15 protein-coding genes are annotated in these 6,717 nt (G+C 45.7%); 7 read left to right on the top strand and 8 right to left on the bottom strand.

Going from position 1 to position 6,717, the window contains the following annotated elements; translation table 11 throughout:
* Positions 1 to 557: 557 nt before the first annotated feature.
* The 3 genes from D791_RS18340 to D791_RS18330 form a co-directional block, all read right to left on the bottom strand.
* Positions 558 to 872, bottom strand: a complete 315-nt coding sequence (locus D791_RS18340; RefSeq protein WP_036514879.1) for a HigA family addiction module antitoxin — start codon at positions 870 to 872, stop codon at positions 558 to 560.
* A gap of 13 nt (positions 873 to 885) precedes the next feature.
* Positions 886 to 1,167, bottom strand: coding sequence for a type II toxin-antitoxin system RelE/ParE family toxin (locus D791_RS18335; protein ID WP_036514877.1), 282 nt, complete (start codon positions 1,165 to 1,167; stop codon positions 886 to 888).
* A gap of 346 nt (positions 1,168 to 1,513) precedes the next feature.
* Positions 1,514 to 1,801: a GyrI-like domain-containing protein gene (locus D791_RS18330; protein WP_051514689.1), complete on the bottom strand. Its 288-nt coding sequence runs from the start codon at positions 1,799 to 1,801 to the stop codon at positions 1,514 to 1,516.
* 143 nt (positions 1,802 to 1,944) lie between these two features.
* On the opposite strand from D791_RS18330, the gene parS reads away from it, so the two are divergent.
* From parS to D791_RS18310, 4 genes are all read left to right on the top strand, one after another.
* Positions 1,945 to 2,397, top strand: a complete 453-nt coding sequence (gene parS, locus D791_RS18325) for a type II RES/Xre toxin-antitoxin system antitoxin (RefSeq protein WP_036514875.1) — start codon at positions 1,945 to 1,947, stop codon at positions 2,395 to 2,397.
* Positions 2,397 to 2,867: an RES family NAD+ phosphorylase gene (locus tag D791_RS18320; protein ID WP_036514871.1), complete on the top strand. Its 471-nt coding sequence runs from the start codon at positions 2,397 to 2,399 to the stop codon at positions 2,865 to 2,867. Before parS ends, D791_RS18320 begins: the two co-directional genes overlap by 1 nt.
* A 497-nt stretch (positions 2,868 to 3,364) precedes the next feature.
* A complete protein-coding gene (locus tag D791_RS18315; protein ID WP_036514868.1) occupies positions 3,365 to 3,616 on the top strand; it encodes a type II toxin-antitoxin system Phd/YefM family antitoxin in 252 nt (83 codons plus the stop codon).
* The gene (locus tag D791_RS18310; protein WP_036514865.1) at positions 3,613 to 3,867 is read left to right on the top strand and encodes a Txe/YoeB family addiction module toxin; all 255 of its coding nucleotides are present in this window, start codon (positions 3,613 to 3,615) and stop codon (positions 3,865 to 3,867) included. The genes D791_RS18315 and D791_RS18310 overlap by 4 nt, the downstream gene beginning before the upstream one ends.
* 127 nt (positions 3,868 to 3,994) lie before the next feature.
* On the opposite strand, the gene D791_RS19410 is transcribed toward D791_RS18310, so the two are convergent.
* Positions 3,995 to 4,399 (bottom strand): RNA-dependent RNA polymerase family protein, encoded by a 405-nt coding sequence (locus D791_RS19410; RefSeq protein ID WP_157682430.1) that lies wholly within the window; start codon positions 4,397 to 4,399, stop codon positions 3,995 to 3,997.
* 77 nt (positions 4,400 to 4,476) lie between these two features.
* On the opposite strand from D791_RS19410, the gene D791_RS19405 reads away from it, so the two are divergent.
* From D791_RS19405 to D791_RS18295, 3 genes are all read left to right on the top strand, one after another.
* Entirely contained in the window at positions 4,477 to 4,659 is a 183-nt protein-coding gene (locus D791_RS19405; protein WP_051514687.1) for a hypothetical protein, read from the top strand.
* Positions 4,660 to 4,784: 125 nt separating this feature from the next.
* Positions 4,785 to 5,057, top strand: a complete 273-nt coding sequence (locus D791_RS18300; RefSeq protein ID WP_036514863.1) for a type II toxin-antitoxin system Phd/YefM family antitoxin — start codon at positions 4,785 to 4,787, stop codon at positions 5,055 to 5,057.
* Positions 5,038 to 5,310 (top strand): Txe/YoeB family addiction module toxin, encoded by a 273-nt coding sequence (locus D791_RS18295; protein ID WP_036514861.1) that lies wholly within the window; start codon positions 5,038 to 5,040, stop codon positions 5,308 to 5,310. Before D791_RS18300 ends, D791_RS18295 begins: the two co-directional genes overlap by 20 nt.
* A 145-nt stretch (positions 5,311 to 5,455) precedes the next feature.
* Here D791_RS18295 and D791_RS19855 read toward each other — a convergent pair whose 3' ends face one another.
* The 4 genes from D791_RS19855 to D791_RS18280 all read right to left on the bottom strand — a co-directional run bounded on the left by D791_RS19855 (position 5,456) and on the right by D791_RS18280 (position 6,590).
* Positions 5,456 to 5,659, bottom strand: coding sequence for a transposase (locus D791_RS19855; protein WP_081763958.1), 204 nt, complete (start codon positions 5,657 to 5,659; stop codon positions 5,456 to 5,458).
* Between the two features lie 3 nt (positions 5,660 to 5,662).
* Positions 5,663 to 5,860, bottom strand: coding sequence for a hypothetical protein (locus tag D791_RS19400; protein WP_051514686.1), 198 nt, complete (start codon positions 5,858 to 5,860; stop codon positions 5,663 to 5,665).
* 160 nt (positions 5,861 to 6,020) lie between these two features.
* Complete coding sequence (locus D791_RS18285; protein ID WP_036514858.1) at positions 6,021 to 6,320, bottom strand: type II toxin-antitoxin system RelE/ParE family toxin; 300 nt, start codon at positions 6,318 to 6,320, stop codon at positions 6,021 to 6,023.
* Positions 6,321 to 6,590, bottom strand: a complete 270-nt coding sequence (locus D791_RS18280) for a type II toxin-antitoxin system Phd/YefM family antitoxin (protein WP_036514856.1) — start codon at positions 6,588 to 6,590, stop codon at positions 6,321 to 6,323.
* Between the last annotated feature and the right edge of the window lie 127 nt (positions 6,591 to 6,717).

Below are 6,717 nucleotides of genomic sequence, written 5' to 3'. Positions count from 1 at the left end.
TCTTTAGTGTAGTTATAGAGCTCTTAAATCTATCAGCTACACGCATAGTATAATACTAATATATTAAATATACTAAACTTTATTCACTACTATTTTCTATTTATTATACTGAAAACGACTCAATAAAACGATAAAAACTAATTAAGTTTTCCTAAAGATAACTGCTTAATGATTTTTTTATTCTTCCGCCGCGCGCAGTGCTTAGCTAACGAACCTGTCGGATTAGACATTTTGAAATCAAAATACCCAGCATCAACAGCCCACCCTTTACTATATCTTTATTTACCGCCCAAATCGATGACCTACCACCTATTCAAACAACCTACACTCCTTGGCAGCTTTCGAGGGCATCTTGCAGCCATCAATCGCGAACATCTCCCGTCCGATTAAGTTTAAGCTATCACGGATCATAGGCAGGCGCGCCGTTGTAATCATTGCGATAGCGAGATTCAAACACGCCGAGATCTAAATCATTATCCACAACATGATTCAGCGTATGTTCGAACGTGCTAGGATGGATCTGATCCGAAAACCGCAGAGGTATCATCTTGGTTTGGTTATGCAGCATGTAGCGGCTTGATTCGATCCACCTCTTCTTTCACCAACTTCGCAGCATTCCAGAGATCAACAGATCGCTGTGCATTCAGCCAGAATTCTGGCGAGTTACCAAACAAGCGAGCAAGCCGGAGCGCCATTTCAGGACTAACAGCACGACGTTCGCGCAATAATTCATTAACTGATTGACGAGAGACACCCAAAGATTCGGCCAACCCCGAAGCTGTCAGTCCATAATCCGGAAGAAAATCTTCCCTCAGTATTTCGCCGGGATGTGTGGGTTTGCGTTGCATACCGGTTGTATTAAGAATAGTCATATCATCACCTCACTCAGTGGTAGTCACAAACTTCGACTTCATATGCATCGCCACCTTCAAAACGAAAACAGATACGCCACTGATCATTGATTGAAATTTCATGCTGCCCCTGCCTGTTTCCCGACAGTGGATGAAGGCGATTACCGGGTGGCACTTTCAAATCCTCAAGCTGTTCGGCCAGATCCACGTATTCCAGCTTTCTAGCAGCTCTCGGTGCAACATCCGCAGGAAATTTCTTTGACTTACCCTTGGAGTAGAGCTCTTGGATTAGTTTGTCAGCAAAGGATTTAATCATGGGAATAACTGTATTCTGTCACGTGACACTTATCAATACGACATAGAAGTGACTGCCGTCACCAGTGACAAAGCCAGTGCAAAGCGGAGGTTTTGGCCTCCGTTGCACGACTTGGTTATGTTTCGTTGGCTGGTAATTCGAGCTGCCTCTCACTTCGCCAGACTCGTATGAGCGCTACCTCTTTTGCCTGCCTGAGATAGATTACCTAGCCAACGATTTGGTGCTACTGATAGCACCGGTTAAAAGGTGCTGTCAAGAAACATAACACCGACAGGACGCGCGGCTTTGCAGTGAAGGCAAAGCCGTAACGAAAAAGCCGTCGCAGCGGCTGGCCTTGTTATGAAATCTACTTGATGGCGATAAAAATCTGGATTTCGCTATCACTTTTATACAGCTCAAAGTCAGTGGTGTAAGCCCGTATATACTCTGGCTCACTTGAACTGAAGCACTCCCAAATCTTTGACCATGTTTCTATGACGGCCTGTGGCATGCTGCGACTGCCTTCGAAAACCAAGTATCTACCCTCTTGGATCGTGACGGAATCATAAGCAACGTCACCTTCAAGTTCATCGGATCCTGCCAACACATCGAATTCACCAATGAAGTCCGACTCATAGTTGCAATAGAACTGCAACCACCGCGGCTCAATGTGACTGGAAACGCCACGCGTTGACGCTCCCTCTGAGGCGTTTGTTAGGGCGCAAATTCTTTAAAGTTGACCACAAGGACCAATTGAGCCAATATGTATAGACCATATGAACCAAAAGGATCACTATTATGGCTAATACTACACTCAAAAGCTTTAAACCTAAGCCATCTTACCAACCTAACTTTTGGTATACACTTGGCATTGAAGACGAAAACACATCAAAGAACACCGCTATACATCAAGGTTTTAAACCCATTGTCTATCGCAATATTGTTGAGAAAGCCAAATTATCTCAGAGCGAGTTTCATAACGTTACTCTTATCCCAATCAGCACAATAAAGCGTAGACTCAAGAATGAAGAGCGGTTCAGCACTCAAGAGAGTGATGTTATGTATCGCCTTGCCATGCTTATCAAACTTGCCACTGACCTTTTTGGTAATGAACAGCGCGCATTAGAATGGATGCGTGAGAATGTCTATGGTCTTAACGGAAAGCGTCCACTAGATATGATTGCAACAACTGTCGACTTCGAAACCGTTAAAGATCTCATTGGTCGTGTTGAGCATGGAGTCTTCTCTTAATGAAGATGTACAGGCTCACTCAGAAGAAATTTGCTGACACACCTTTTAATCCCATGGGAGCAAAGCTATTCGGAGGACGATGGAATTCAAAAGGGATTGAAGCGCTTTATTTTGCCGAGTCGGAATCGTTGTGTGTTCTTGAGGTTTTTGTTCACATAAACAACGACTCGGAACTCATTCATAAATATGACCTATATCGAATTCATGTGCCTGATGAACTGATTGCGCAACTAGAAACTGAGGATCTCCCAAACAACTGGAGGACAATACCCGCTAGTGAACAAACCCAAGAGATTGGAGATCAGTTTTTAAAAGTAGAAAATCCTGAATTTGCAGCACTTCAAGTTCCATCAACGATTTCCCCCAGAGACCGCAACTATGTCGTAAATCCAAATCATCCACTCATGCCAGAGATATTTAACAAGGCTGAGAAACTGGATTTCAGCTTTGATCAACGGATCTTCAAGTAGAAGATTTGAGCCCTAACGAGCCTGTCGGATTAGACATTTTGAAATCAAAATCCCCAGCATCAACAGCCCGCGCTATACTATAATCTTTATTTAGCGCCCAAATCGATGACCTCAATCACCTATTCAAACAACCTACACTCAATAACTCATGGGCTTCAAGGTTACTTTACCCTCAACTCAAATTTCTCTATGAAGGTTCCACCCAATCCCGGAACTTTTGATTCGTAATAGCCAGCCGATTTAAGGAACTCGGCTTCCGCTGCCGAGTGAAAAGAATAGTTCATTTGATGAGTGCATGGCTTAAACCTCCTAATGATTAAAGGAGATTTAAGTGTGGACAAAAAACTAAGGGATGCAGCCAAGCTACGCGAAGCGGCTTAGTTCAACGCTCGCAACACCGGACAATTTGCAGCGAAGCGAAAAATTGTTCCGTGTGCTTGCGTTTGTCAAATAATTTGCGTACAGTTTCCTGTACAGAATAAAACGGGGTACAAAAAATGGATGCCATCAGTTACACCAGTGCTCGCAGCAACTTAGCCAAAATGATGCAACAAGTATGTGATGACCATAGCCCTGTCATCATCACACGCAGCAAAGCACCTTCTGTCGTTATGCTGTCACTTGAAGACTACGAAGCACTACAAGAAACAGCCTACCTGCTCCGCGCTCCGAAAAATGCTCGCCGCCTACTTGCTTCTATTGCAGAGCTTGAAAGCGGAAAAGGCGAAGAAAGAGAGCTGGCTGAGTGAAGCTTATCTTCTCAGAAAATGCTTGGGAAGATTACCTTTACTGGCAAAAAACAGATAAAAGAACGCTCACCAGAATCAACAATCTCATTAAGGACATAAAGCGTAATCCATTCGAGGGCATCGGAAAACCAGAACCCCTCAAGCATAATTTAACAGGCTACTGGTCAAGAAGGATCAATGAAGAAGACCGCATGGTCTACAAAGCAATCGACGACACCCTCTTGATCGCTCAGCTGCGCTACCATTACTGATTTAACGTCAAAGCTCAGGAGCGTGCCGCTTGCGGCGCGTCCCTTGGTCAATTAGGCCAAAGGAACCTCCCCTTCAGCCTCTCACAGAACCGTACGCGAACCTCTCGATTCATACGGCTCTTCACGTTCAACTATTTAACAATACTTTACGCCAGTGCGGAAAAGCCCTTGGGTAATCCCGCCTAACTTTATTCACTCGTTTTGCTGCCTGCATCAACGCCTTAAGCTTCTTGTACTTCTTCAGCCCCCAGCGACTTAGCCGCTTGTAAAAATGAAACAATACATTGCGGATAATACTTTTTCCAAACAACCCATAATACTGATACCACCCTCTCAGGCGGCTCAGCGCAAAGGCACGTATATCCACCAGCTCTTTATGACACCAATACGACCATGGCCAACGATTGATTTCATGGCGCAACGCCTTTGCGGCTTTCTGACTGATGCCACCCAGAAAATACAACCCCATATCGCCTCGTCGTGTTTTAATCCAGCGAGGTCTGAACGTATAACCAAGAAAATTAAATGCCACTACCGGAAAACTTTGTCGATTATATCCACCCTTGCAATACACAACTTTAGTTTTCTTTGGGTGTAGCTGTAAACCGCATGATTCAAAGCGCTGCTCCAACACTGTACGAAGTCGCTGCGCCTCATGATAGCTTGCACAGTGGCACACAAGGTGAGTCAGCCAAGGGCACCTCCCCCTCGGCTGCTCTCAGAACCCAGCGTGAACCTCTCAGCTCACTGGGCTCCCATTATCCAACCATCGGCCTAACACCCAAGCCCTAACGCTGCCAACACGCGCAGCTTTGTAGTGAAGGCGAAGCCGCAACAAAAAAGCTGTCGCTGTGCTTGGCCTTGTTAGGGCATTTGACGTATACTTGTACGGAAATCCCGTACATCGAGGCACCATTATGGATACAATCAGTGTAAACAAATTTAGAGACAACCTGAAAAGCGTTGTAGAGCAAGTGGTTAACAGGCATGAACCCCTCAAGGTAACTAGACGAGCCGGAGAGGCTTTTGTTGTAATAAGCGCCGACGACTGGGATCGAGAGCAAGAAACGCTTCATGTTCTCCAAAACCAGAGCCTCATGCAACAGATTGCCTACTCCCTTGAAACCCACAACCGTGGTAAAGGCTATATACCGACTGAAGAGCAAATGAATGAGATCACTGGTATTTGAAGGCAACACTTGGGAAGCATATGAAACTATGCGCGAGAAGGACAAACAATTACACAAGGCTTTGCGTAAAGTACTCAAGGAAATGCTGCGTTCAAACGACCCTGCTTCAGGTTTAGGGAAGCCGGAGCCACTTAAGCACAACCTCTCTGGCCTTTGGTCTAAGCGGATCTCACAAAGAGATCGTTTGATATATCGGTTTGACGAAAAGTCCATTTATATCTTCGCTATTGGTGGCCATTACGATCAGCCCTAACGAGACTGTCGAATTAGACATTTTGAAATCAAAATCCCCAGCATCAACAGCCCGCCCTTTACTATAATCTTTATTTACAGCCCAAATCGATGATCTGAATCATCTATTCGAACAACCTACACTCAATAACTCATGGGCTTCAAGGTTACATTAGATTTAAGCTATCACACACCATTAGAACGTGTGTGAACAAGGGTGCAATCACTTCATCCATTCGAGAGATGAAATCGGCTAGGGTGCTGTGATTGGGTTGGCTGTCAGCTGACAATGCCATGAACAGTACATTCTCACGGCAAGCCTGAGCGATCTTGCGGCTGCTGATAATGCCTCTACAATAAGCGAATAACACGACCTACAGCAGAATTGCCGGATCATAGGCTGGTGCGCCGTTGTAGTCATTGCGATAGCGAGATTCAAACACGCTCAGATCTAAATCATTATCCACGACATGATTCAGCGTATATTCGAACGTGCCAGGTTGGATCTGATCCGAAAACCGCAGAGGTATCATCTTGGTTTGGTTGTAATCGTAGTGTTTATACCGCGCCATCCCTTGCCACCTCTGAGGTAAAGTTTAGTTAACAGATGTTAGCCTTTATTTACCACGTGAGCCAAGGGCTCTGGGACTAATCCGACAGTCTCAACGCTCGCCATCACCGGTGACAAAACCGCAGCGAAGCGGAGGGTTTAGCATCCGGTGCATGGCTTGGTTATGTTTCGTTTGCTGGTAATTCGATCTGCCTCTCACTACGCCAGACTCGTATGAGCACAACCTCTTTAGCCTGCCTGAGATAGACAACTCGAAACGGCGCATGAATCAATTCGCGAATATGATCCATATTGAATTCAGGAACAACTCGGCCAGCATCAGGGTGGACTCGAAGCATTTCACTGTGCTCCAGGATAGCAGCCACGAAATCATCACCGATGTGTGGCACATCCTGTTCTTTGTAATAGCCCTGAATAGCCTGTAAGTCCTCAAGAGCAGACTGTGAGATGCGTAATTCCATTTACTTGATACCCAACGATTTCCTAGCATCCTCCAACGATATGGTGTTGCCCTCGCGAACATCCAAAAGCCCCTGCGCCACCGCCTTTACAAACCGCATCTCCTCGGCAGCTCTCTCATAATCCTCGAGCCCCTGCACAACAGCCACACCACGGCCACGACTGGTAAGCAGGATCGGGCGATGCGTATCCTGCGCTCGACCAACCACCTTGCCAGGATTGATCTTCAGGTCTGATAGAGGAATGACATCCTCGGAAAATTTCACTTGCATAGTGATTACCTAGCCAACGATTTGATGCTATTAATAGCACCGGTTAACAGGTGCTGTCAAGAAACATAACGCCCGCCATCACCGGTGACAAAACCAGAGCGAAGCGGAGGTTTTGGCATCCGGTGCA

Origin of the sequence: Nitrincola nitratireducens (assembly GCF_000585235.1) — a bacterium.
Taxonomy (GTDB): Bacteria; Pseudomonadota; Gammaproteobacteria; order Pseudomonadales; family Balneatricaceae; genus Nitrincola; species Nitrincola alkalisediminis.
The sequence above is the reverse complement of the archived record's forward strand: the minus strand, read 5'-3'. Positions and strand labels throughout refer to the sequence as shown.

Excerpts from the sequence above, each read along its gene's own strand:
- D791_RS18340 (WP_036514879.1), bottom strand. The coding sequence starts at position 872 with ATGACTATTCTTAATACAACCGGTATGCAACGCAAACCCACACATCCC.
- D791_RS18335 (WP_036514877.1), bottom strand. The coding sequence starts at position 1,167 with ATGATTAAATCCTTTGCTGACAAACTAATCCAAGAGCTCTACTCCAAG.
- parS (WP_036514875.1), top strand. The coding sequence starts at position 1,945 with ATGGCTAATACTACACTCAAAAGCTTTAAACCTAAGCCATCTTACCAA.
- D791_RS18320 (WP_036514871.1), top strand. The coding sequence starts at position 2,397 with ATGAAGATGTACAGGCTCACTCAGAAGAAATTTGCTGACACACCTTTT.
- D791_RS18315 (WP_036514868.1), top strand. The coding sequence starts at position 3,365 with ATGGATGCCATCAGTTACACCAGTGCTCGCAGCAACTTAGCCAAAATG.
- D791_RS19405 (WP_051514687.1), top strand. The coding sequence starts at position 4,477 with ATGATTCAAAGCGCTGCTCCAACACTGTACGAAGTCGCTGCGCCTCAT.
- D791_RS18300 (WP_036514863.1), top strand. The coding sequence starts at position 4,785 with ATGGATACAATCAGTGTAAACAAATTTAGAGACAACCTGAAAAGCGTT.
- D791_RS18295 (WP_036514861.1), top strand. The coding sequence starts at position 5,038 with ATGAGATCACTGGTATTTGAAGGCAACACTTGGGAAGCATATGAAACT.
- D791_RS19400 (WP_051514686.1), bottom strand. The coding sequence starts at position 5,860 with ATGGCGCGGTATAAACACTACGATTACAACCAAACCAAGATGATACCT.
- D791_RS18285 (WP_036514858.1), bottom strand. The coding sequence starts at position 6,320 with ATGGAATTACGCATCTCACAGTCTGCTCTTGAGGACTTACAGGCTATT.
- D791_RS18280 (WP_036514856.1), bottom strand. The coding sequence starts at position 6,590 with ATGCAAGTGAAATTTTCCGAGGATGTCATTCCTCTATCAGACCTGAAG.